Origin of the sequence: Pseudomonas sp. PS02290 (assembly GCF_029960075.1) — a bacterium.
GTDB lineage: Bacteria > Pseudomonadota > Gammaproteobacteria > Pseudomonadales > Pseudomonadaceae > Aquipseudomonas.
This window is the reverse complement of the sequence record NZ_JASCOY010000005.1, coordinates 126166-147965: the sequence shown is the minus strand read 5'-3', so window position 1 is coordinate 147965 and position 21800 is coordinate 126166. Positions and strand designations below refer to the sequence as shown.

Below are 21800 nucleotides of genomic sequence, written 5' to 3'. Positions count from 1 at the left end.
TCACTCCGGTCTCGCTCCGTGGGCCCGCGCCGAACGGACATCCATGTCCTGACGGCGCTCTCGCCGCATCCATGCGGCTCGGCCCACTGCGCGAGACCTGCGTTCAGCCTGCACCCAAGTCGCGATTGGCAGTGAGTGGGCTTTCTGTGTACGAAGATCAAAAACTGATCAAGGGCTTCCCGGCTGAAGCCGGTCCTACAGTCGGAGCCGATTCTAAGGGGGGCTGATCGTTCCCGCGCTCTGCATGGGCATGCATCCCGTGACGCTCCGCGTCACCTGAGCCCGGTCCCGCTGAATGCACCCGCTGCTTTTAGTGGGACCGGCTTTAGCCGGGAAGGGGCCGGTCGGCGCGCTGACGGAGTGTGAGCCGATCACTGCCTCTCGATCCCCACCCCATAAAAAACCGGCCACTTGGGCCGGTTCTTCAATCGCGCAGCAGCATCGACTTAGTCGTTGAAGTCGTGCCAGCCGCCCATTTCTTTCCACCGGTTGACGATGCCGCAGAACAGCTCGGCAGTCTTCTCGGTGTCGTAACGGGCCGAATGGGCTTCGCGGCCATCGAAATCGATGTCCGCCGACTGGCAGGCTTTCGCCAGGACAGTCTGACCGTACGCCAGGCCCGCCAGGGTCGCGGTGTCAAAGCTGGAGAACGGGTGGAACGGATTACGCTTCATGTCGAGCCGCGCAACCGCTGCGTTGAGAAAGCCCAGGTCGAAGCTGGCATTGTGGCCCACCAGAATCGCGCGCTTGCAGCCATTGGCCTTTAGCGCTTTGCGGATGCCGCGGAAGATGTCGGTCAGCGCCGTTTCTTCGCTCACGGCCATGCGCAGCGGGTGATCCAGTTTGATGCCGGTGAACTCCAGCGCCGCGGCTTCAACGTTGGCACCTTCGAAGGGTTCGACGCGGAAGAAATAGGTGTGGTCCGGAAAGACAAAGCCTTTCTCGTCCATGCCAATCGTCGTGGCGGCGATTTCCAGCAATGCATCGGTGGCGCAATTGAAACCGCCAGTTTCTACGTCAACGACAACGGGCAGGTAACCGCGAAAACGGGCAGCCATCGGGTGCCGGGACCCTGTACCGCCACCGGAGCCTTCTTGCTCGTCTTCGTAATGTTCTTCACTCACGCGTGTTCCTCCAGCAGGCGCCAGCGCAGTTTTTCACCGGCGCGCAGCGGGATAACAGAAAGCTCGCCAAACGGCAGGCTGGCGGGGGCCGTCCACTCGTCACGAACCAGGGTAATGGTGTCGGTGTTGGCCGGCAGGCCATAAAAGGCCGGGCCGTGGAGACTGGCGAAACCTTCCAGCTTGTCCAGCGCATTGCGTGACTCGAATGCCTCGGCATAAAGCTCGATGGCGGCGAACGCGGTGTAGCAGCCGGCACAACCGCATGCCGCTTCTTTGGCGTGCTGCGCGTGGGGCGCGGAGTCCGTTCCGAGGAAGAACTTGCTGCTGCCGCTGGTGGCCGCATCGAGCAGGGCGACCTGGTGGGTGTTGCGCTTGAGGATCGGCAGGCAATAGAAGTGGGGACGGATGCCGCCCACCAGCATGTGATTGCGGTTGTACAGCAAATGGTGCGCAGTGATGGTCGCGCCGACATTGGCTGACGCTTCAGTGACGAACTGCACGGCGTCGGTGGTGGTGATGTGTTCGAACACCACTTTCAACGTCGGGAAACGCTCGACGACACGGCGCATATGTTCATCGATGAAAATTTTCTCGCGGTCGAACACGTCGATGTCGCCGCGGGTCACCTCGCCGTGGATCAACAGCGGCAGTCCCACTTCGGCCATCGCCTCGAGCACCGGGAAGATCTTGTCGACGCTGGTCACGCCCGAATCGGAGTTGGTGGTGGCGCCTGCCGGGTACAACTTGGCGGCGTAGACGAAACCACTGGCCTTCGCGGCGCGAATCTCTTCGGGCTGCGTCAGGTCGGTCAGGTAAAGCACCATCAGCGGCTCGAAGCGACTGCCTTGCGGGCGCGCAGCGAGGATGCGCTGACGATAAGCGTCCGCTTGCTCGGCGTTGCGTACCGGCGGCACGAGGTTCGGCATGATGATCGCGCGGCCAAAAGTGCGCGCTACGTCGGCGACGGTGTGGGGCAAAACAGCGCCATCTCGAAGATGGATGTGCCAGTCGTCGGGGCGCAGGAGGGTCAGGCGTTCGGACATTGGGGATTCCAGGCGGGTCAAACTCGCTGGGAATGCTACCGGAAAAGACTCCTCCAGGCACTCGCTATCAAGTTTTGCGGGAAGTTACCGATAGCCACGTGTAAGTCATAAATCCTGTTACACGTAAATTCAGTGGAGCCTCCCGTGCGCCAGCGATATCTAGCTCTGCTCAGCGCGTTTGCCAGCCTGCCGGCCATGGCGCTCACCTTCCAGACCCGTCTGGAGAATATTGAGTGGAAGGTGGAAGGCGACCAGTTCGAGTGCAGGCTGACGCAGCCGATCACCGATTTCGGTGCCGGAGAGTTCGTGCGTCGCGCGGGTGAGCAGCCGACGTTTCGCTTGAAAGCCAATGGCTACAGTCTGGCGTCCGGTTCGGCCATGTTGATTGCCGCCGCGGCGCCGTGGCAGCCGGGTCGCAGTGACCTCAATCTTGGCGCGGTGAGAGTCAGCGGCGGCGAGATTCCTTTCAATACCAACCAGGCCCAGGCCACACGCCTGATCGCGGGCTTGATGGAAGGGCGCAGCCCGGTGTTTCGTCATTCTCTGCGCGATGGCGGCGGCGCGATGGAAGTCCGTCTGTTGCCAGTCAAATTCAGCAAGGCCTACGGCGAGTTTCAAGTGTGTACGGCGAAGCTGTTGCCGATGAATTTCGAGCAAGTGCGTCAGTCCGAGATCGGCTTCCCTGGCGGCGGCATCGAGCTGGACGCCAAGGCCAAACGCCAGCTGGACACCGTGCTGGCTTATATGAAGGCTGATCCGACGGTCAATCACGTCGAACTCGATGGTCACTCTGACAACAGTGGTAACCGATTGACCAACCGCGATCTGTCGCGGCGTCGTGCGCTGTCGGTCATGGACTACCTTAAAGCCCAAGGCATCCCGGAAGAGCAGATAACCCTGCGCTTCCACGGCGAACAGTACCCACTGGCGCCCAACACCAACAACGCCAATCGCGCGCGCAACCGCCGGGTCAACATTCACCTGGAGCGTGTGGCGCAGCAGACTCCGGCCATACCGCCCGCTGCTGCACCCGCTCCGACGCCGGCTCCATTGCCCGGGCCTGCCGCAACGCCAACGCCGGGCGCCGCGCCTGTTACAGCAGCCGGTGCGACCCCCGCCAAGGCGTCTTGATGATGCGCGCCCAGGTCGTCTGACTGACAGAATCTGTCGCTTTGTCGTCAGAAGCTGTCGCGACACTGTAAATTCCTGCGCGTGATCGGTAAACTCGTCGGTTTTCCGTACAACGCGTTGGAGTGATGGCATGGCGGACGTAAACAAGGTAGTTCTCGCGTATTCCGGTGGCCTGGATACTTCGGTAATCCTCAAGTGGCTGCAAGATACGTACAACTGCGAAGTGGTGACCTTTACCGCTGACCTGGGTCAGGGCGAAGAAGTCGAGCCGGCACGCGCCAAGGCACAAGCCATGGGCGTCAAAGAAATCTACATCGACGATCTGCGCGAAGAATTCGTGCGTGATTTTGTGTTCCCGATGTTCCGCGCCAACACCGTCTATGAAGGCGAGTACCTGCTGGGTACTTCCATCGCGCGCCCCCTGATCGCCAAGCGCCTCATCGAAATCGCCAACGAAACCGGCGCCGACGCCATTTCCCACGGCGCTACCGGTAAAGGCAACGACCAGGTCCGCTTTGAACTGGGCGCCTATGCGCTCAAGCCTGGTGTAAAAGTCATTGCGCCATGGCGCGAGTGGGACCTGCTGTCCCGCGAGAAGCTCATGGACTATGCCGAGAAGCACGCGATCCCGATCGAGCGCCACGGCAAGAAAAAATCCCCGTACTCGATGGACGCCAACCTGTTGCACATCTCCTATGAAGGCGGCGTGCTGGAAGACACCTGGACCGAGCACGAAGAAGACATGTGGCGGTGGACAGTGTCCCCGGAAAACGCGCCGGACAAGCCGCAGTACCTGGAGCTGACCTACCGCAATGGCGACATCGTGGCACTGGACGGCGTTGAAATGACTCCGGCCACCGTCCTTGCCACCTTGAACCGCATTGGCGGCGAGCACGGCATCGGTCGTCTGGACATCGTCGAAAACCGCTATGTCGGCATGAAGTCCCGCGGCTGCTACGAGACCCCGGGCGGCACCATCATGCTGCGCGCTCACCGTGCGATCGAGTCGATCACCCTGGACCGCGAAGTCGCTCACCTTAAAGACGAGCTGATGCCGAAATACGCCAGCCTGATCTACACCGGCTACTGGTGGAGCCCTGAGCGTCTTATGCTGCAGCAGATGATCGATGCGTCGCAGGCCCACGTGAATGGTGTCGTGCGCCTGAAGCTGTATAAAGGCAACGTCATCGTGACCGGTCGCAAGTCCGACGAGTCGCTGTTCGATGCCAACATCGCGACGTTTGAAGAAGACGGCGGCGCCTACAACCAGGCAGACGCTGCGGGCTTTATCAAGCTCAATGCATTGCGCATGCGGATTGCAGCGAACAAAGGCCGCAAGTTGTTCTGATCGTTGTCGTGATTGATGTGCAGCCCTTGTTCAGGGCTGCACTCATTACACCTGTCCTCCGTATGCCGCTGCCGCTTCACCTGCAACCTTTACTGATCCGACACCGGCCGGTTGTTGCCGTCGTTCAAGAGCAGTAATAGAAGCTCTTGCGCTGTGCGTTATCTCCTGCCTCAATCTGGCAAATCTGTCTCTCCGCCAGCGGCTTTCTCAGCCGTACCCCCCTGCGAAGTTGTACGAAACTCAAAACGATAGGCTTTGCCGATGTCCCAGATATCGCGTACGCCGACACCCAGTAGTTGAGCGATCTCCGGAACGGTGTAACCCAGCGCCGAGTAATGCATGGCATGCCCGGCAATGGCGTCGTCCAGGGTAACCGGCTCTCGTTGCCGGGATGCGCGTGACCGGCGAACAGGCTGGCAGTAGCGGATTTTCAGGCCGTTCTCGCTGGCCAAACGCTTGATGTCCTTTTGGTTCATGCGCAGCGAGTATTGCAGCGCGGCGACACCAGCTCCCTTGGCCACAAGGCCCTTGAGCAGGTCGACCTTGGTGCACAGCTCGGCTTCCGGATCGGCCTCTCGGGTTTGCCTCGACGCTTCCGTCTCCCGCGACTCTCCTTCTGCAATGACGTTAATGACGCCGCCCTGAGAAACATAGCGCTCTACCGCCTCCGCCAGTTTGATAGGGTCACTGATTGCGCCAATGGAGTATTTTATTTTCTTGGTCATGGTAGGTTCCTTTGAACATATCAACTAAACAGCCTTCACCGCCGGGACGTTCACGCTTAAGAGCGTTTAAACACTGAATGGCTTATTCAAGCCGAAGAGCGGCCTGCGCACGGATTACTGTCATATAGAAGCGCCAGTATTTATGTGTGCAATAATCTTATATTGTGATAAGAGCCACTAACTATTAGTGGGCTGAACCATTCGCTCATCAAAAAGTAACGACTGGTAATAGGTTTGGCAAGTAAAAAGCCAAAAAATAGGGGGTTTGTTTTTTAATTCCTTTCGGTGAAGTTCTTTGCGGTAATAATAATCCGTTAGTTATGTAGTATTTTTCTGGAATGGCCTGAGGGTGCTGGATGTTATCGTCTGAATGGTATTACGTGAGAGGCGGGCCAGCCCCTCGTTTTAATAGGGGGTGATGTGAGGCGGTCGTTATAAGTTGGGTAACCCGGTTCGAGGGGTAACTATCTGGCCCCCTCCCGGTACCCCGTATCAAGGCGGGACCAGTTGAAAGTTAATCCGGACTGTTCAGAAATTTCTGAACACGCTGTAGGTCCTTTCGAGTATTTAAGATGTAATCAAACTCTTCGAGTTTGCCTGTGTCATTTAACCAAATGTGTGCGGTCGCATACGGTTCCCATGGCCCGCAATATTTTATGATTTTTGTTTGCTGGCGGCCCGGCAATATGGGCATATGCTGAAGCCATACGCCCAAGGTGAATGGGCTTAAACCCATTGGCCTGAGCCAGTCCTCACAGAGATAACCATTTTTCCCGAGCGTCCAGGAAAGCCCTGGATTTCCGCGTATTCAAACCCGTCGGCGGAGCAGGCGGTTCGCCGACCTGCCTTAGGACAAATCGCGCTATCAACCCGGATTCATATAGTGAGAACTGCTCAGCGTATTCAGGATTCAAAAATTACCACTTGCGGTCTCGGACATTATGCGGTCACGTACTGAGACGGGATTGAACATCGTAAAAAATAGAGCGGATAGGGCAGGTTTTGTAGGATTTTTCTGTTGGTTGAGTGAGAAAGGTCTTTGCCTGCTGATCTGCAGGGAGGAGCGCCATGCAAAGCACTAAACGACTAAGCTATTGTGCGGGCTCTGAAAATTCGAACAGCGAAGAATGGACTGCTCATGAATAAAGTGTTGATCGTGGATGATCACCCTGTCATCAGGCTCGCCGTACGCATGTTGATGGAACGCCATGGCTACGAAGTCATTGCCGAGACGGATAACGGCGTGGATGCGTTACAACTGGCGCGCGAGCACTTGCCGGACATTGTCATTCTGGACATCGGTATCCCCAAGCTCGATGGCCTTGAGGTTATCGCCCGATTGTCGGCGATGACGCTGGCCTTCAAGGTGCTGATCCTGACTTCCCAGGCACCGGGGCATTTTTCAATGCGCTGCATGCAGGCGGGTGCTGCAGGTTATGTCTGCAAGCAGCAGGATCTGACCGAGTTGCTCAGCGCCATCAAGGCGGTGTTGTCCGGCTACAGTTATTTCCCCAACCAGGCGTTGCACACAGTGCGCTCCAGTCTCGGCAATGCCAGTGAGGCGGAGATGGTGGATCGTCTGTCGGGAAGGGAAATGATGGTGTTGCAGCAGTTGGCCCGTGGCAAGACCAACAAGGAAATCGCCGACGGCATGTTCCTGAGCAACAAAACCGTCAGCACGTACAAGACGCGCCTGCTGCTCAAGCTCAATGCGCATTCGCTGGTCGACTTGATCGAGCTCGCGCAACGAAACGGGTTGGTCTGATGGCCGTGAGAGGACGGTGTTTGAGGGCGGCGTCATCAGCTGATGCCGCCAAGCCTCTCTGTCGGGAGAGGCCTGCTGCTCGAGTGCCGTCCAGGCCGGCTCAGAAATCGAAGTCGTAATCCGCAAGCTGACGTTGCAGGCGACGCTCTTCCAGAAGGTTGTCGATCGTGCGGCGCTTGCTGAGGTTGGTCTTGGCGGTTTCTACCGGCGCGGGCGGGACTTCGTCCGGGTCCTCGATCACGAAGTCGTCGTCAACTTCGACTTCGATGGTGTCTTTTTCATCGCTCATGATTCAGCCTCAGGCGTGAACGGTCGTTGGCGCTCCTTATAACGACAAACCCTGCGCGGGTAAAAAAGATTTTTTTAATCGATCAAAGCCTTGAGACGCTATTGTTCAATCGTCAGAGGTCTTGGCCTTGTACTCGCACAGGTCTTCGATCCGACAACTGCCACACCGGGGCTTGCGCGCAATACACACGTAACGCCCGTGAAGGATCAGCCAATGGTGCGCATCCATGAGGTAATCCCTTGGCACGAATTTCATCAGCTTGTTTTCAACTTCCACCACGTTCTTCCCTGGCGCGATGCCGGTACGGTTGCTGACGCGGAAGATGTGCGTGTCGACTGCCATCGCCAACTGGCGGAACGCGGTGTTCAGGACCACATTCGCGGTCTTGCGGCCCACGCCGGGAAGGGCTTCGAGTGCCTCTCGGGTCTGCGGCACCTCGCCGCCGTGCAATTCAATCAGCAAACGGCACGTTTCGATCACGTTTCGGGCCTTGCTGTTGTACAGGCCAATGGTCCTGATATAGGCAGACAAACCCTCGACACCCAGCGCGTAAATCGCCTCAGGCGTATTGGCGACCGGGTAGAGACGCGCCGTGGCCTTGTTGACGCTGACATCGGTGGCCTGTGCCGAGAGAATCACGGCGATCAGCAGCTCGAACGGCGTGGTGTAGGCCAGTTCGGTTTTGGGATCGGGATTGTCTTCGTGCAAGCGACGAAAGATCTCAAGGCGTTTGGCGGCGTTCATGGGGTGGGCTTTTCCTGAAAAGACGGTGCTGCGGGCGCCGGGTTCTGCAATTGGGCCAGCGCATGCTCTGCCTCGTCGAGGCCACGCTGCAGTTGCACGAGTTGCGCAGCTTGTTCGGCAATCGGCGGGTGACCAAAGGCTTTCAACGACTTCAGCAGTTGAGCTCTGCTCATGGCGACCTGGGCGCGTGCCTGTTTCAACGCCGCGTCACTGCCTGTCGACGGTTTTGAGCGAATCCGCGCCAGGGCGGCTTGCGCCGGATCTGGCTGGAGAACGGCCGGCGTGACGGTCCGTAACGGGCGAGCCTGGCGTCGCTGCTCATCGCGCTGCAGGCGGGCCGAGCGCGCATCAAAGCGTTGCCGCGCACGACTGCGTTTGACGGCCCTGACGGATCGCTGCTCTTCATCCATCGGGCAATCACCAATGAACGGCACGGAGGTCACTGGCAACGGCAGCATGTCGATGCAGTCGACCGGGCAGGGCGCAACGCACAGATCACAGCCGGTGCATTCCTGAACGATGACGGTGTGCATCAGCTTGGCGGCGCCAACGATGGCGTCCACGGGGCAGGCTTGAATGCATTTGGTGCAACCGATGCATTCGGCCTCGCGAATGAACGCGACTTGCGCCGGCGCGCGGCCTCGTTCGATGTCCAGTTGCAGCACCGGCACTTTCAGCAGTCGAGCCAGTGCTGCGATGGTCTCGTCGCCGCCGGGTGGACATTTGTTGATGGCTTCGCCGCTCGCAATGCCTTCGGCGTAGGGCTGGCAGCCTGGATGGCCGCACTTCCCACACTGGGTTTGCGGCAGCAAGGCGTCGATGCGCTGAATCAGGCTCATGCTTGGACCAGATCGACGACCCGAGCGGGCCGTCGATAACGTGCAGAATGTTACGGTTCGGGTCGGGTTACTTGATGCGCTGACCGGGCTTGGCGCCGCTGTCAGGGCTCAGCAGGTAAATCTCTTCACCGCCAGGACCCGCTGCCATCACCATTCCTTCCGAGATACCAAAGCGCATTTTTCGCGGCTTCAGGTTGGCGATCATCATGGTCAACCGACCCTCCAGCTCCGCCGGGTTCGGGTAGGCACTCTTGATGCCGGAGAAGACGTTGCGCTTCTCGTCGCCTATATCCAGCGTCAGGCGCAGCAGCTTGTCGGCGCCTTCGACGTGCTCGGCTTTCTCGATGAGCGCGACGCGAAGGTCAATCGCCGCAAAGGCGTCGAAGTCGATCTCCGGAGAGAGCGGGTCTTTCGTCAGCTCGCCATTGCCCTGCGGTGCCGCACCTGTGTCGGTGGCGCTGGCGGCCAGGTCTTCTTTCGATGCGTCGGTCATGGCTTCCACTTTTACGGGGTCGATGCGGGTCATCAGCGGCTGGAACGGGTTGAGCTGATGATTGCTCAGCAGCGTCTGGTGGTCGTTCCAGGTCAGTGGCGCGACGTTGAGGAACTGCTCGGCGTCTGCGGCCAGATTCGGCAGCACAGGCTTGAGGAAGATCACCAACTGACGGAACAGATTGATGCCCAGGGCGCAGATCGCCTGAACCTCGTCCTGTTTGCCTTCCTGCTTGGCCAGCGACCACGGCGCCTTTTCGGCAATCCAGGCGTTGGCGCGGTCGGCCAGCGCCATGATTTCGCGCATCGCGCGGGCAAAGTCACGCGCCTCGTAGGCGTCGGCAATGCTCGGCGCTGCGGTGCGGAAAGCGTCCGTCAACTCGGGCTCGGCATTGCCGGCCACCAGCAGACCTGCGTTGCCTTTCTGAATGAATCCCGCGCAACGGCTGGCAATGTTCACCACCTTGCCGATCAGGTCAGAGTTGACCTTCTGCACGAAGTCTTCAAGGTTCAGGTCGAGATCATCGACGCCACGGCCCAGCTTGGCCGCGTAGTAGTAACGCAGGTATTCCGGCGACAAATGTTCGAGGTAGGTGCGTGCCTTGATGAAGGTACCGCGGGATTTCGACATCTTCTGGCCATTGACGGTCAGGTAGCCGTGGACGTTGATGCCGGTAGGCTTGCGGAATCCCGAACCCTCGAGCATTGCTGGCCAGAACAGCGCGTGGAAGTTGACGATGTCTTTGCCGATGAAGTGGTAAAGCTCGGTGGTCGAATCCTTGCGCCAGAACGCGTCGAAGTCCAGCTCCGGACGGCGCGCGCACAGATTCTTGAAGCTCGCCATGTAGCCGATCGGCGCATCCAGCCATACGTAGAAATATTTGCCCGGCTCGTCGGGGATCTCGAAACCGAAATACGGCGCATCGCGGGAGATGTCCCACTGCTGCAGGCCGGAATCCAGCCACTCGGCGATCTTGTTCGCCACGGCGTCCTGCAACGTGCCGCTTCGCGTCCAGCTCTTGAGCATGGCGTCAAACGCAGGCAGGTCGAAGAAGAAATGCTTGGAGTCTCGGAGCACCGGGGTTGCACCGGAAATCGCGGACTTGGGGTCTTTCAGGTCAGTCGGGGCGTAGGTGGCACCGCACTTCTCGCAGTTGTCACCGTACTGGTCTTCAGTGCCGCATTTCGGGCAGGTGCCTTTGATGAAGCGGTCGGCCAGGAACATTTTCTTTTCCGGGTCGAAATACTGCGTCACGGAGCGCGTGGCAATGTGGCCGGCGTCGCGAAGACGTTTGTAGATCTCGCTCGACAGCTCGCGGTTTTCTTCGGCGTGGGTCGAGTGGAAGTTGTCGAAATCCACCAGGAAGTCAGCGAAGTCGGCGCTGTGCTCGGCCTGCACGTTGGCGATCAGTTGCTCGGGCGTGATGCCTTCTTTTTCGGCGCGCAGCATGATGGCCGAACCATGGGCGTCGTCCGCGCACACATAAATGCACTGGTTGCCGCGGTGCTTTTGAAAGCGCACCCACATGTCGGTCTGGATGTACTCGAGCATGTGGCCAAGGTGAATGGAACCATTGGCATAGGGCAGGGCGCTGGTGACGAGAATCTTGCGTGGCTCGGACATTGGGCTCGGCTACTTGAAGTGAAACGGAGGTCGGCCACTATAAAGGCCTGAGCGTTTTTTTTCATCCCGCGCTGCATGTGGGAATCTGCCGATGTGCTTGAAAGAAAAACGTCGCTGCGCTCTTTATCGGGCATACAAGGTAGGATGGCCGCCTGTTTTACTCAGTCTTTAAGGAGTCACCCATGAGCGCTGTCAATCGCGCAACGGTGGAAGCCGTCCTTCGCCAGTACATCGATCCGTACTTGAATCAGGACCCGGTCAGTGCCGGGTGTGTCCGCGCCATCGAGATCGACGGGAGTCGCGTGAGCGTCCAGCTGGAGTTGGGGTACGCGGCCGCGCTGTTCAAGAACGGCTGGGCGCAGATGCTGCAGATGGCGATTGAAGGGCTGGATGGCGTCGCCTCGGCGAGCGTCCAGATCACGTCGGTGATTCACCCTCACAAAGCCCTCGGCCAGATCCCTGGCCTGGCCAGCGTGAAGAACATCGTGGCGGTTGCGTCGGGAAAAGGCGGCGTCGGTAAATCCACGACCGCGGCCAACCTGGCGTTGGCGCTGTCCCGGGAAGGTGCGCGTGTGGGCATTCTCGATGCCGATATTTACGGCCCGAGCCAGGGCGTCATGTTTGGCATTGCCGAAGGCACCCGTCCGAAGATCAAGGATCAGAAGTGGTTCGTGCCCATTGAGGCCCACGGCATTGAAGTGATGTCCATGGCGTTTCTGACCGATGACAACACACCGATGGTCTGGAGAGGGCCGATGGTTTCGGGAGCGCTGCTGCAGCTGGTGACCCAGACCGCCTGGAATGACCTGGATTATCTGGTCATCGACATGCCGCCTGGCACCGGCGATATCCAGCTGACCCTCGCGCAGAAGGTGCCGGTCGCTGGCGCCGTCATTGTCACGACCCCGCAGGACCTTGCATTGCTGGACGCGAAGAAAGGCGTGGAGATGTTCCGCAAGGTCAACATCCCGGTGCTGGGTGTCGTTGAAAACATGGCCGTTCACATCTGTTCGAACTGCGGCCATGCCGAGCATTTGTTCGGCGAAGGCGGAGGGGAGAAGCTGGCGACCCAGTATGGCGTCGAGCTGCTGGCCTCGCTGCCACTGTCCATGTTGATTCGAGAACAGGCCGATGGCGGCAAGCCCACGGCGATTGCCGAGCCTGAGAGTCAGATCGCAATGGTGTATCAGGAGCTGGCGCGTCATGTGGGCGCGCGGATCGTGCTGCAGGAAGCTGCCACGGCGGAGATGCCGAGCATTTCTGTCAGCGACGATTGAGGCATTAAGCCGGTAGGCGAGATGCGCGATGTGTCGGATGCTCGGCATGTCGCGCTGATGGGGTTTCAGGTGGAGGTTGCAGGCGGGATGGGCAGAAGTGCTTTTTTGACAGGCATAAAAAAACCCCGCTTTTGAGGGCGGGGTCTTTTAAGCGAATCAGTACAAGTTAGATAACTTGAACTTCTTCAGCTTGCATGCCTTTCTGACCGCGGGTAGCGATGAAAGAGACCTGTTGGCCTTCTTTCAGGCTTTTGAAGCCGTCGGATTGGATAGCTTTGAAGTGAACGAACAGGTCGTCACCGGATTGTGGAGTGATGAAGCCGAAGCCTTTTTCATCGTTGAACCACTTAACGGTACCAGTTTGGCGATTAGACATGGTGTATCTCCTTGGACAAAGTTAACTGCGACTCAGGAAATGCCCTGGCCGAGACTGAGTGCAAAGAGCAGGAAAAATTCTTGGAGATGGTTGGATCGAAATTCAACATCGTGTAGATATTCTCAGTGACACAAGCAACACAGTGGAGCCACCTTACCCCACTTTTTCAGATGTGCAAAGGGGCTGTCTGCGATTTTTTCTTGAGGTGGCTCAACGCCCTTAATGCACACGGCGCGCAATCTTTGAACCCGGAGCGTTCGACCGGTAAGATGCCGGACATCTTTTTCACCTCGCTATTCAGGACACCGCCATGAGCATCAAATCGGACAAGTGGATTCGCCGCATGGCGCAGGAACACGGCATGATCGAGCCGTTTGTGGAGCGTCAGGTGCGCGGCGAAGGCGCTGATCGAGTGATCTCTTTCGGTGTCTCCAGCTACGGCTACGACGTGCGCTGCGCCGACGAATTCAAGGTGTTCACCAACATCAATTCGGCGACGGTGGACCCGAAAAATTTCGATGAAAAAAGTTTTGTCGATATTAAAAGCGATGTCTGCATCATCCCGCCTAACTCGTTTGCACTGGCGCGCACCGTCGAATATTTCCGCATTCCGCGTAACGTGCTGACCATCTGTCTGGGCAAAAGCACTTACGCGCGCTGCGGCATCATCGTCAACGTGACCCCCCTTGAGCCTGAATGGGAAGGCCACGTGACGCTGGAGTTCTCCAACACCACCACGCTGCCGGCGAAGATTTACGCCAATGAAGGCGTCGCACAGATGCTTTTCCTGGAATCCGACGAAGAGTGTGAAGTCTCCTACAAGGACCGTGGCGGCAAGTACCAGGGCCAGCGCGGTGTGACGCTGCCGCGTACCTGATAGCGCCATTTGTCAGCCAGTCAGTGAATTTGTCTCGGAATTCGCACTCTATTGACTGAACTGTTCCCATCCGCACCATGCGAATGGGACCAACGCTCAGGAGTGCCCTATGAAGAGACACATCAACACCAGCAGCAAGGAACCCGACCCGAGTGCCAATCAGGTTGGTTTGCTGGCTTGGTCGCTGTTAGCGCATCCACACCTCAATAATATGGTCGCCGGGGGCATTCCCGGGCAGCCAGATCCGGACAGTCCAAACGAGTACCCCCAGCCTGACGAAGGCGGCGTGCCGACAATCCCGGACGAGCCGCCACCCGCGCCGGTTGCCTGATTCATGTCCCGTCGGTGCCGCGGCATCGGCGGGCATAATTTGTCCCCGGTTTGGTCGTCAGCTAATGACCAGTGGTGGCTCGACGCACGTCGACCCGCGATCTCGAACTGCCCGCTTTTCTCAAACCGCCTCCCACACCGCGCCATCTCCTACCACATAGATCTTGCTGTTCTCAGCCCGATCAATATTCATTCCCCCCGTGAACGCGCCGAATGCTGGCAGCAGGCTCACCCGTGGCAGCACGTAGAAGCACGGCAGCCGCAATCGCTGGCGTCCCCGTCCATATAGCCTGTACGCCGGGTGAACATGGCCCGCCAGTACGTGAAAGTCAGGGTGTGGGTCAGGTTCATGCTGTAGCGCGTATGGTCCCAGAAACATCGGCTCCTCGACGACGTCCATGCGCAACGCCGGTGGCGGGTCCCCTGCACGCTTGTCATGGTTCCCCCGAATCAGGGTGATTGCCAGATCGTGGTGTTTGTCGCGCCATGCCTGAATGGCCGCCAGCGTGCCAGCCGCATGGGACTCCGGAGCATGAAGAAAATCCCCCAGAAAGATCAACCGATCGCAGTCGTAGCTCGCCAGCAGTGCATCCAGGCGCTGAAGGTTATCGTCGGTGGTGCCATGGGGCACTGGCTGGCCCAGCCTTCGGTAGGCAGCGGCCTTGCCAAAGTGGGCGTCGGCGATCAATAGCGCGCGCTCCGCCGGGTAATAAATGGCTTTGTCCGCCAGTAACCACAACTCCGCACCTGCCAGTTGAATCGAAAGATACGGCCTCACGTCATGACCTCAGGTCCGGCGGCTTTTTCCAGATCGCTGACCATGCGTGCGATGCGGTCGGAGAGTTTTTCGGTGCTGAGGCTTTCGCGCATGCGTTCGACCAGCAGCGGAAAGGCCATCGGGGTGGGGCGTTTGATCACGTGCAAATCCAGGGTCCGGTTGTTGATGCGGCTGAGGGTTTGTTCGAGACGGGCCACGTCCAGCTCCTGTCGCAGTACTTCCTCCTGCGCTTGGGTCAGCAGCAGGTTGCTGGCGTCGTACTGTTTGAACACTTCGAAAAACAAGCCGCTGGAGGCCTGCAGTTGTCGGTTGCTTTTGGGGGCGCCGGGGTAGCCGGAGAACACCAGCCCGGCGATGCGGGCAATCTCGCGGAAGCGGCGCAAGGCCAGTTCACCGGCGTTCAGGCTGGCAATGATATCGGCGAGAAGCTCGTCTTCGGAAAACAGCTGAGTCGTCAGACGCTCGTTCCAGTCGATCGGGGTGGCGCTGAGCAGCTCGAAGCCATAGTCATTCACGGCGATGGAAAAAGTCAGTGGCGTGTCCCGGCTCAGCCGCCACGCCAGCAAGCTTGCCAGTCCCAGGTGAACATGCCGTCCGGCGAAGGGATACAGAAACAAATGCCAGCCTTCCCGGGACTTCAGGACTTCCGCGAGCAGCGTGTCCTTGCGCGGCAACGCTGACCATTGCCGCTGCACCTCGAGCAACGGGCTGACGATGTGCATCTCGGGACTGCTGAAATCACCCCGGGCAGCCGCATCGAATTTCTCGACAACGGCATCGGCTAATTCGTTTGAGAGCGGCATCCGTCCGCCATTCCAGCGTGGGACGGCGGCTTTTTTGCTCGTCGCCTTTTTCACGTACGCGGTCATGTTCTCAACGCGCACCAGTTCCAGCAGGCGACCGCTGAACAAAAAGCCGTCTCCGGGTTTCAATCGGGCGATGAAGCCTTCTTCGACGCTCCCTAGGGATCCGCCTCCGCCGCCCTTGCTCCAATACTTCACATTGATGCTGGCGTCGCTGACGATGGTGCCCACGCTCATGCGGTGGCGGCGGGCAAGGCGCGCATCGGGGACGCGCCAGATGCCGTCTTCGTCCGGCTCGACGCGTCGATAATCAGGGTAGGCCGTCAGCGACAAGCCGCCGTAGCGCACGAACGCCAGCGCCCATTCCCATTCTTCGTCGGTCAGGTCCCGGTAGGCCCATGCGGTGCGAACTTCGGCGAGTAACGCGTCGGGGGTAAAGCCGCCACCGAGGGCCATGCTCACTAAATGTTGTACGAGGACATCCAGCGGTTTGTGGGGTGATTCGCGGGGTTCGATCAGGCGGGCGTCGACGGCGGCGCGGGCAGCGGCGGCCTCCACCAGCTCCAGGCTATGAGTCGGCACCAGCGTGACCCGTGACGGGCGGCCTGGCGCGTGGCCCGAGCGTCCTGCACGCTGCATCAACCGCGCGACGCCTTTGGCCGAGCCGATCTGCAGCACCCGCTCGACTGGCAGAAAGTCCACGCCCAAATCGAGGCTGGAGGTGCAGACCACGGCTTTCAGGTGGCCTTCTTTAAGGGCGCGTTCAACCCAGTCACGAACCTCGCGGGACAGCGAGCCGTGGTGCAGCGCGATCAGCCCGGCCCAGTCAGGACGCGCTTCCAGCAGCGCCTGATACCAGACTTCCGACTGCGCCCGGGTATTGGTGAACAGCAGGCAACTGGAACTGCTGTCCACTTCGGCCAGCACCTGCGGGAGCATGCGCAAGCCCATGTGCCCGGCCCAGGGGAAGCGCTCGATGGAGGGCGGCAGCAGCGTGTCGACGATCAGTTCCTTGACCACTTTGCCGTGAACGGTGGTGCCGTGGTCGCCCACCAGCACCTGTTGCGCATGATCTTGATTGCCGAGGGTTGCGGAAAGGCCCCAGATGACCAGCTCGGGATTCCACTGGCGCAGCCTGGCCAGCGCCAGTTGCAACTGGATGCCGCGCTTGTTGCCAATCAGCTCGTGCCATTCATCGACGACGACCATCTTCAGCGTCGACATCGTCGCCTGAGCATCGGCGCGGGTCAGCAGCAGTGTCAGGCTCTCCGGCGTGGTGATCAGCGCGGAGGGCAGGCGCCGGCCCTGTTTGGCGCGTTCGCTGCTGCTGGTGTCGCCGGTGCGCAGGCCGACGCTCCAGGGAATCTGCAAATCCTGCAGCGGGCCTTCCAGCGCGCGGGCGGTGTCAGCGGCGAGGGCACGCATGGGCGTGATCCACAGCACGCTGAGGGGCGCGGCGACCGGCTTGCGTTTGCGCGGCTTCTGCTCCGTGGGCTCGGGCGCAGGTCTGGCGAACTGGTTGAGTGCGGCAAACCACACAGAGTAGGTTTTGCCCGCGCCGGTGCTGGCGTGCAGCAGCCCCGACTCGCCGCGAGCGACGGCGGCCCAGACTTCCTTCTGGAAGGGGAATGGTTTCCAGCCACGCTCGGCAAACCAGCGCTTGGCGAAATTGACGGCTTTTGGCATGCGCAGGCTCTGGGAGGGGTTAAGTCAGAGACCGCTGGGAGGGTGGATTAGTTTGATGGAATATCCGTTTGGATCGATTGTTGTCGGGCAGAGATGTACCGGCTGTATCGGGCATTGTGGGAGCGAGCTTGCTCGCGAATTCGGCGGGTCAGCAACAGGTAGGCTGACTGACAGAATGCCTTCGCGAGCAAGGTGGAACGCCACCCCGGTCGCTCCCACAGGTTACGCGTGCGCTGAACCAGAGTGGGGTGTCAGCCCCGTATCTCTACAGCAAGTGACTATTTCAAATTTCCACTCAAAAACTGCTGCAAGCGCTCGCTCTTCGGGCTGCCCAGCACGTCGTCCGGGTGGCCCATTTCTTCGATCTGGCCTTGGTGCAGGAACACCACCTGATTGGCAACCTTGCGGGCGAAACCCATTTCGTGGGTCACCAGAATCATGGTCCGGCCTTCTTCTGCGAGGCCTTGAATCACCTTCAACACTTCGCCGACCAATTCAGGGTCGAGCGCCGATGTAGGCTCGTCGAACAGCATGATTTCCGGTTCCATCGCCAGGGCGCGGGCGATGGCCACACGCTGCTGCTGGCCGCCGGACAGAAACGCCGGGTATTGATCGGCGACGCGCGCGGGCAGCCCGACCTTGTCCAGGTATTTATGCGCGCGGGCCTCGGCCTCGGCTTTTGACACCCCCAGCACCCGGCGCGGGGCCATGGTGATGTTTTCCAGCACCGTCATGTGGCTCCACAGGTTGAAATGCTGGAACACCATCGCCAGCCGCGTACGAATCCGCTGCAGCTCGGCCGGATCGGCAACGCGCATACCGCCGGCGTCGCTGACCATGCGCACGGGCTGGCCGTCCAGGCTCATGGCGCCGTCATTGGGTTGTTCGAGAAAATTGATGCAGCGCAGGAAGGTGCTCTTGCCCGAGCCGCTGGCGCCGATCAGGCAAATCACGTCGCCAACGCTGGCCTTGAGCGACACCCCTTTGAGCACCTCGTGGTCACCGTAGCTTTTGTGCAGGCCATCGATGGTCAGTTTGTACATGAAGGGCAGTCCTCAAGGAGAAAGTAAGTAGCCGCTGCGGTAGGCTTCGGTGCCGGCGACATGGGCGATGACCATGCCGGCGGTCGCCATGCGTCGCAATGAGCGGGCGTACATAAGGCCAGCGTTGGCCGTGTGGATCGGGGTCACCGTGTCGCTGATCGGGTCGATGACCTCAGCGATCAGTTGCCCCGCCTCGACGTATTCGCCGGGCAGTGTGCAGAACACCAGCAGACCGCCGACCGGCGTGGCAACAGGTTCGACGCCCGCCAGCGGAGTCGCCGGGTAAATCAGTTCAGGGGGCGCAACCGGCTCGCCGGCAATGGCGCCATGGTGCATCAGGTAGCTGATGATCGCCTGACAGTCGCGGCTGGCGAGAGCGTGATTGACATCCCCCTGGCCGCGCAACTCCAGGGTCACGGAAAAACTGCCCAGCGGGATCGGGAAGCGCTTGGCAAACCGCTGCTGCAGTTGCCACCAGACCAGCGTGAAACATTCGTCGAATGACTGCCCGCCAGAGTCGGTCGCCAGCAGGCTCGCCTGGGCGCCGAGATAACGCGACAGCGCTTCGACCTGCGGCCAGGCCTCGGGCGTGGTGTACAGGTGCTCGACGGATTCGAAATCACAATGCAGGTCCAGCACCACATCAGCGTCACAGGCCAGCCGTTGCAACGTCAGGCGCTGGGACTCCAGTTGGGTGCTGCCGACGCAGTTATTCAGTGCGGCCAGCAGGGTTTTGCGAATCAGCGTGACGTTGCCCTTGGGGTCATCGGTCAGCAGCGCTTCGACTTCATCCCCCACTTGCTGGCCGAGGTCGACGAAGCGGCGATTGAAATTCTGCCCGCTCTCAAGCTCGTAACGGCCCAGCGGCATGTCCATCAGGACCTGTTCCAGGCCGACCGGGTTGGCCACCGGAACGACCACCACCTCGCCGAGCAACTGGCCGGCGTTTTCAAGCTCGGCCAGTCGCTGCTTCAAGTACCAGGACACCAGCATGCCCGGCAGTTCGTCGGCGTGCAGGGACGACTGGATGTAAACCTTGCAGGCGCCGTTTTCCGGGCCGTAGTGAAAGCTGTGGATCTGCCGCGCGGTGCCGGGCACCGGGGCCAGCAGATCATGGGTCTGGTGTCGCATGCAGGGTTCCTAGTGAGTCGGGCCGAGGAAGGCCAGCCAGCGGCGTTCAGCCAGTCGGAACAGGCCTACCAGAATGAACGTGACCGTGAGGTAGATCAGCGCCGCGATGCCAAACGACTGGAACGTCAGGAAGGTGGCCGAGTTGGCGTCACGTGCGACCTTGAGGATGTCCGGCACGGTGGCGGTGAAAGCCACGGTGGTCGAGTGCAGCATCAGGATCACTTCGTTGCTGTAATAAGGCAGCGAACGGCGCAGCGCCGACGGCATGATCACGTAGGCGTACAAGCGCCAGCCGGTCAGGCCATAAGCTTTGGCCGCCTCGACTTCACCGTGGTTCATGCTGCGAATGGCGCCAGCGAAGATTTCGGTGGTGTAGGCGCAGGTGTTCAGCGCGAAGGCGAGGATGGTGCAGTTCATCGCGTCACGGAAGAACGCGCCGAGCATTGGCTGCTCCCTTACGGCGGCGATGCTGTAGATCCCGGTGTAGCAAATCAGCAACTGGATATACAGCGGCGTTCCGCGGAACAGGTAGGTGTAGAACTGCACCGGCCAGCGCACCAGCGGATTGCGCGATACGCGGGCGATGGACAGAGGAATCGAAACGACAAAGCCAATGGCGATGGAGGCACTGAGCAGCCACATCGTCATGGCCAGGCCGGTGATGTTCTGACCGTCCGTATAAAGGAAGGCGCGCCAGTATTCCTGCAGCAACTCGATCATCGTTGAGCCTCCCGGCTGCCAGCGGCATAACGCCGTTCGGCCCAGCGCAGGGCGAAGTTGGACACGCTGGTGATGACCAGATAGATCAGCGCGGCGAGTACCAGGAAGTAAAACAGCTGATACGTGCTTTTACCCGCGTCCTGCGCGGCCTTGACCAGATCGGCCAGACCGATGATCGACACCAGCGCCGTGGCCTTGAGCACCACTTGCCAGTTGTTGCCGATGCCGGGCAGGGCGAAGCGCATCATCTGCGGGAACACCACCATGCGAAACCGTTGCGAACGGCTGAGCCCGTAAGCCGTAGCGGCTTCGACCTGACCGCGCGGTACGGCGAGGATCGCGCCGCGGAAGGTCTCGGTGAAATACGCGCCATAGATGAAGCCCAACGTGATGACGCCGGCAGAGAAAGGGTCGATCTCGATGTAATCCCATTCCATCGCTTCGGTAAGCGTGGTCAGCCAGGTTTGCAGGCTGTAGAAGATCAGCAGCATCAGCACCAGGTCCGGTATACCCCGGATCAGCGTGGTGTAGATCTGGGCCGGAACCCGCAGCACGGCGGCTTTTGACAGTTTGGCACTGGCGCCCAGCAGGCCGAGCACAATGGCCAGCAGCAGCGACATTACCGATAATTTGACGGTCATCCAGGTGCCTTGCAGCAACAGCGGGCCGAAGCCTTTCAGGCTGAATGCTGACAGTCCCAGGTTTTGCAGGAGAGTTTCGAACATGTGCAACCTATACAGTCAATAAAAACGCCCGTTAACTTCAGCAGCGGATTCTGGCTGAAATCAACGGGCGTCTGTTGGCTTATTTACCGCTGTACAGATTCAGATCGCCGAAGTGCTTCTTCTGGATCTCGGCGTACTTGCCGTCATCGTGTAACGCTTTGATACCTTTGTCCAAAAGCGCTTTCAGGTCCTTGTTACCTTTCGAGATGCCGACGGCCGTTTTGGCTGGCAGCAGGGGATCGTCGATTGGCTTGCTGACTTCGTAGTCAGCGCCTTGTGGCGACTTCAGGAAGCCCAGCTCGGCTTGCAGCATGTCTTGAACCGAGGCGTCCAGACGACCCGAAACGAGGTCGGCATACACCTGATCCTGGTTGGCATAGGCCTGGGTTTTCACGCCCGCCTTGTCCAGAACGGCCTTGGCGTAGGCTTCCTGGATGGTGCCCTGCTCGTAACCCACGGTTTTGCCTTTGAGCGACGCAGTGTCAGCGGTCAGGCCGGAACCTTTTTTGTAGACCAGCGAGGTAGGGCCGGAGAACAGTTCGCTGGAGAAGTCGATGACTTTCTCGCGGGCCGGGGTCACGGTCATGGAGGAGATCACACCGTCGAACTTGTTGGCTTTCAGGCCCGGGATCATGCCGTCGAAATCGCTTTCGACCCACTTGCACTTGACCTTCAGTTCAGCACAGATCGCGTTGCCCAGATCGATATCGAAGCCCACCAGGCTGCCATCGGCGGCTTTGGATTCGAATGGCGCGTAGGAAGGATCGACGCCGAAACGCAGCTCCTTGTATTCCTTGGCCATTGCGTTACCGGCGGCCAGACAGATGGCGAGTGCGGAAAGGGTCAGCCATGCTTTTTTCATCGTTCAGTCCTTAAAACCAAATTGAGCGTTGGGAACACGCGAAGGCTTGCTACCGGCAAAAGCCAGAC

Annotated in this window: 20 protein-coding genes and 1 pseudogene; 6 read left to right on the top strand and 15 right to left on the bottom strand. The window is 59.7% G+C overall.

The window, feature by feature from the left end:
- Nucleotides 1–446: 446 nt before the first annotated feature.
- Together rnt and pyrC are read right to left on the bottom strand one after the other, a co-directional pair.
- Nucleotides 447–1124, bottom strand: coding sequence for a ribonuclease T (gene rnt / locus QMX88_RS05065; protein WP_122536107.1), 678 nt, complete (start codon nucleotides 1122–1124; stop codon nucleotides 447–449).
- Entirely contained in the window at nucleotides 1121–2167 is a 1047-nt protein-coding gene (gene pyrC / locus QMX88_RS05060; protein WP_282366908.1) for a dihydroorotase, read from the bottom strand. Before pyrC ends, rnt begins: the two co-directional genes overlap by 4 nt.
- A gap of 144 nt (nucleotides 2168–2311) precedes the next feature.
- Between pyrC and QMX88_RS05055 the strand changes: the two genes are divergently transcribed.
- The gene (locus QMX88_RS05055; RefSeq protein WP_282366906.1) at nucleotides 2312–3298 is read left to right on the top strand and encodes a flagellar protein MotY; all 987 of its coding nucleotides are present in this window, start codon (nucleotides 2312–2314) and stop codon (nucleotides 3296–3298) included.
- Nucleotides 3299–3428: 130 nt separating this feature from the next.
- Complete coding sequence (locus QMX88_RS05050) at nucleotides 3429–4646, top strand: argininosuccinate synthase (protein ID WP_007938916.1); 1218 nt, start codon at nucleotides 3429–3431, stop codon at nucleotides 4644–4646.
- Between the two features lie 170 nt (nucleotides 4647–4816).
- Here QMX88_RS05050 and QMX88_RS05045 read toward each other — a convergent pair whose 3' ends face one another.
- Complete coding sequence (locus QMX88_RS05045; RefSeq protein WP_282366896.1) at nucleotides 4817–5371, bottom strand: hypothetical protein; 555 nt, start codon at nucleotides 5369–5371, stop codon at nucleotides 4817–4819.
- A gap of 1138 nt (nucleotides 5372–6509) precedes the next feature.
- Between QMX88_RS05045 and QMX88_RS05040 the strand changes: the two genes are divergently transcribed.
- Nucleotides 6510–7136: a response regulator transcription factor gene (locus tag QMX88_RS05040; RefSeq protein ID WP_037012286.1), complete on the top strand. Its 627-nt coding sequence runs from the start codon at nucleotides 6510–6512 to the stop codon at nucleotides 7134–7136.
- 100 nt (nucleotides 7137–7236) lie between these two features.
- On the opposite strand, the gene QMX88_RS05035 is transcribed toward QMX88_RS05040, so the two are convergent.
- From QMX88_RS05035 to metG, 4 genes and pseudogenes are all read right to left on the bottom strand, one after another.
- Nucleotides 7237–7425 (bottom strand): PA3496 family putative envelope integrity protein, encoded by a 189-nt coding sequence (locus tag QMX88_RS05035; RefSeq protein ID WP_192171584.1) that lies wholly within the window; start codon nucleotides 7423–7425, stop codon nucleotides 7237–7239.
- Between the two features lie 105 nt (nucleotides 7426–7530).
- The gene (gene nth / locus QMX88_RS05030; protein ID WP_108122181.1) at nucleotides 7531–8169 is read right to left on the bottom strand and encodes an endonuclease III; all 639 of its coding nucleotides are present in this window, start codon (nucleotides 8167–8169) and stop codon (nucleotides 7531–7533) included.
- Between the two features lie 20 nt (nucleotides 8170–8189).
- Nucleotides 8190–9113: pseudogene (gene rsxB / locus QMX88_RS05025) on the bottom strand (electron transport complex subunit RsxB); the annotation flags it as partial.
- Nucleotides 9076–11124, bottom strand: a complete 2049-nt coding sequence (gene metG, locus QMX88_RS05020) for a methionine--tRNA ligase (protein ID WP_282366885.1) — start codon at nucleotides 11122–11124, stop codon at nucleotides 9076–9078. The gene metG and the pseudogene rsxB, both read right to left, overlap by 38 nt.
- 182 nt (nucleotides 11125–11306) lie before the next feature.
- On the opposite strand from metG, the gene apbC reads away from it, so the two are divergent.
- Nucleotides 11307–12401 carry an iron-sulfur cluster carrier protein ApbC gene (apbC, locus tag QMX88_RS05015; RefSeq protein ID WP_282366883.1) on the top strand — a complete coding sequence of 365 codons (1095 nt, stop codon included), beginning with the start codon at nucleotides 11307–11309 and terminating at the stop codon, nucleotides 12399–12401.
- Between the two features lie 166 nt (nucleotides 12402–12567).
- Here apbC and QMX88_RS05010 read toward each other — a convergent pair whose 3' ends face one another.
- Nucleotides 12568–12777 carry a cold-shock protein gene (locus QMX88_RS05010; protein ID WP_002554837.1) on the bottom strand — a complete coding sequence of 70 codons (210 nt, stop codon included), beginning with the start codon at nucleotides 12775–12777 and terminating at the stop codon, nucleotides 12568–12570.
- Nucleotides 12778–13087: 310 nt separating this feature from the next.
- Here QMX88_RS05010 and dcd point away from each other — a divergent pair, with 310 nt between their 5' ends.
- Both dcd and QMX88_RS05000 read left to right on the top strand, forming a co-directional pair.
- Entirely contained in the window at nucleotides 13088–13654 is a 567-nt protein-coding gene (gene dcd / locus QMX88_RS05005) for a dCTP deaminase (RefSeq protein ID WP_002554836.1), read from the top strand.
- A 109-nt stretch (nucleotides 13655–13763) separates the two neighbouring features.
- Nucleotides 13764–13985, top strand: coding sequence for a hypothetical protein (locus QMX88_RS05000; protein WP_074889014.1), 222 nt, complete (start codon nucleotides 13764–13766; stop codon nucleotides 13983–13985).
- A gap of 120 nt (nucleotides 13986–14105) precedes the next feature.
- On the opposite strand, the gene pdeM is transcribed toward QMX88_RS05000, so the two are convergent.
- The 7 genes from pdeM to QMX88_RS04965 all read right to left on the bottom strand — a co-directional run bounded on the left by pdeM (nucleotide 14106) and on the right by QMX88_RS04965 (nucleotide 21732).
- Nucleotides 14106–14762 carry a ligase-associated DNA damage response endonuclease PdeM gene (gene pdeM, locus QMX88_RS04995; RefSeq protein WP_192171580.1) on the bottom strand — a complete coding sequence of 219 codons (657 nt, stop codon included), beginning with the start codon at nucleotides 14760–14762 and terminating at the stop codon, nucleotides 14106–14108.
- Nucleotides 14759–17251: a ligase-associated DNA damage response DEXH box helicase gene (locus QMX88_RS04990; RefSeq protein WP_282366879.1), complete on the bottom strand. Its 2493-nt coding sequence runs from the start codon at nucleotides 17249–17251 to the stop codon at nucleotides 14759–14761. The genes pdeM and QMX88_RS04990 overlap by 4 nt, the downstream gene beginning before the upstream one ends.
- Before the next feature lie 278 nt (nucleotides 17252–17529).
- Nucleotides 17530–18294, bottom strand: coding sequence for an ABC transporter ATP-binding protein (locus QMX88_RS04985; protein WP_192171578.1), 765 nt, complete (start codon nucleotides 18292–18294; stop codon nucleotides 17530–17532).
- Nucleotides 18295–18306: 12 nt separating this feature from the next.
- Nucleotides 18307–19425: a succinylglutamate desuccinylase/aspartoacylase family protein gene (locus tag QMX88_RS04980; protein WP_282366878.1), complete on the bottom strand. Its 1119-nt coding sequence runs from the start codon at nucleotides 19423–19425 to the stop codon at nucleotides 18307–18309.
- 9 nt (nucleotides 19426–19434) lie between these two features.
- The gene (locus tag QMX88_RS04975; protein WP_192171576.1) at nucleotides 19435–20145 is read right to left on the bottom strand and encodes an ABC transporter permease; all 711 of its coding nucleotides are present in this window, start codon (nucleotides 20143–20145) and stop codon (nucleotides 19435–19437) included.
- Nucleotides 20142–20870 carry an ABC transporter permease gene (locus tag QMX88_RS04970; RefSeq protein ID WP_172609418.1) on the bottom strand — a complete coding sequence of 243 codons (729 nt, stop codon included), beginning with the start codon at nucleotides 20868–20870 and terminating at the stop codon, nucleotides 20142–20144. Before QMX88_RS04970 ends, QMX88_RS04975 begins: the two co-directional genes overlap by 4 nt.
- Before the next feature lie 79 nt (nucleotides 20871–20949).
- Complete coding sequence (locus QMX88_RS04965; RefSeq protein ID WP_282366877.1) at nucleotides 20950–21732, bottom strand: transporter substrate-binding domain-containing protein; 783 nt, start codon at nucleotides 21730–21732, stop codon at nucleotides 20950–20952.
- Between the last annotated feature and the right edge of the window lie 68 nt (nucleotides 21733–21800).

Coding starts and splice junctions, on each gene's coding strand:
- QMX88_RS05050 (WP_007938916.1), top strand. CDS start 3,429: ATGGCGGACGTAAACAAGGTAGTTCTCGCGTATTCCGGTGGCCTGGAT.
- QMX88_RS05010 (WP_002554837.1), bottom strand. CDS start 12,777: ATGTCTAATCGCCAAACTGGTACCGTTAAGTGGTTCAACGATGAAAAA.
- apbC (WP_282366883.1), top strand. CDS start 11,307: ATGAGCGCTGTCAATCGCGCAACGGTGGAAGCCGTCCTTCGCCAGTAC.
- QMX88_RS04985 (WP_192171578.1), bottom strand. CDS start 18,294: ATGTACAAACTGACCATCGATGGCCTGCACAAAAGCTACGGTGACCAC.
- QMX88_RS05040 (WP_037012286.1), top strand. CDS start 6,510: ATGAATAAAGTGTTGATCGTGGATGATCACCCTGTCATCAGGCTCGCC.
- QMX88_RS04970 (WP_172609418.1), bottom strand. CDS start 20,870: ATGTTCGAAACTCTCCTGCAAAACCTGGGACTGTCAGCATTCAGCCTG.
- nth (WP_108122181.1), bottom strand. CDS start 8,169: ATGAACGCCGCCAAACGCCTTGAGATCTTTCGTCGCTTGCACGAAGAC.
- pyrC (WP_282366908.1), bottom strand. CDS start 2,167: ATGTCCGAACGCCTGACCCTCCTGCGCCCCGACGACTGGCACATCCAT.
- QMX88_RS05035 (WP_192171584.1), bottom strand. CDS start 7,425: ATGAGCGATGAAAAAGACACCATCGAAGTCGAAGTTGACGACGACTTC.
- QMX88_RS04965 (WP_282366877.1), bottom strand. CDS start 21,732: ATGAAAAAAGCATGGCTGACCCTTTCCGCACTCGCCATCTGTCTGGCC.
- QMX88_RS04990 (WP_282366879.1), bottom strand. CDS start 17,251: ATGCCAAAAGCCGTCAATTTCGCCAAGCGCTGGTTTGCCGAGCGTGGC.
- QMX88_RS04975 (WP_192171576.1), bottom strand. CDS start 20,145: ATGATCGAGTTGCTGCAGGAATACTGGCGCGCCTTCCTTTATACGGAC.
- QMX88_RS04980 (WP_282366878.1), bottom strand. CDS start 19,425: ATGCGACACCAGACCCATGATCTGCTGGCCCCGGTGCCCGGCACCGCG.
- dcd (WP_002554836.1), top strand. CDS start 13,088: ATGAGCATCAAATCGGACAAGTGGATTCGCCGCATGGCGCAGGAACAC.
- metG (WP_282366885.1), bottom strand. CDS start 11,124: ATGTCCGAGCCACGCAAGATTCTCGTCACCAGCGCCCTGCCCTATGCC.
- QMX88_RS05045 (WP_282366896.1), bottom strand. CDS start 5,371: ATGACCAAGAAAATAAAATACTCCATTGGCGCAATCAGTGACCCTATC.
- QMX88_RS05000 (WP_074889014.1), top strand. CDS start 13,764: ATGAAGAGACACATCAACACCAGCAGCAAGGAACCCGACCCGAGTGCC.